Here is a 568-nt window from a genome sequence, read left to right as displayed (position 1 = left end):
GTGCGGACACCAACCCGCTGCGCGCGTTCGACTGCAAGGCGCCGCGCTGCGTCGGGGTGATGGCGGGCGCGCCGCTTCTGCGCGACCACCTGTGCGAAGGCTGCCGCGCGCACCATGCGGCCGTCGAGGGCTACCTGACCTCGCTCGGCATCGCGTACGAGGAGGCGCCGGACCTCGTGCGCGGCCTGGACTACTACACGCGGACCGTCTTCGAGATCCAGGTGGCCGAGGGCTTGGGGTCGCAGAACGCCATCGGTGGAGGCGGCCGCTACGACCGGCTCTTCGAGACCTACGGCGGCACGGCCACGCCCGGCCTGGGCTGGGCGCTCGGCTTCGAACGCACGCTGCTCGCCCTCGAAGCGGCCGGCGTCACCCCGCCCGCACTGCCCCGCGCGGAGGTGTTCGTCGCGCGCGTGGACGACAGCGCCACCGGCGAGGTGTTCTCGATGGTGGCGCGCTTGCGCGAGGCGGGTATCGCGGCCGAGATGGACCATCAGGGGCGCTCGCTGAAGTCCCAGCTCAAGGCCGCGGACCGGCTCGGCGCGCGCCTCGTGGCGGTCGTCGGGCC

The 568-nt window shown here is 73.8% G+C and carries 1 protein-coding gene; it reads left to right on the top strand.

Going from position 1 to position 568, the window contains the following annotated elements; genetic code table 11:
- Nucleotides 1-568 (top strand): histidine--tRNA ligase (locus FDZ70_08195; GenBank protein ID TLM72819.1); only part of this gene is annotated, 568 nt, incomplete at both ends.

This window comes from Actinomycetota bacterium, from assembly GCA_005774595.1.
GTDB lineage: Bacteria > Actinomycetota > Coriobacteriia > Anaerosomatales > D1FN1-002 > D1FN1-002.
Note: the sequence above shows the minus strand (reverse complement) of the source record. Positions and strands in the feature narration are given on the sequence as shown.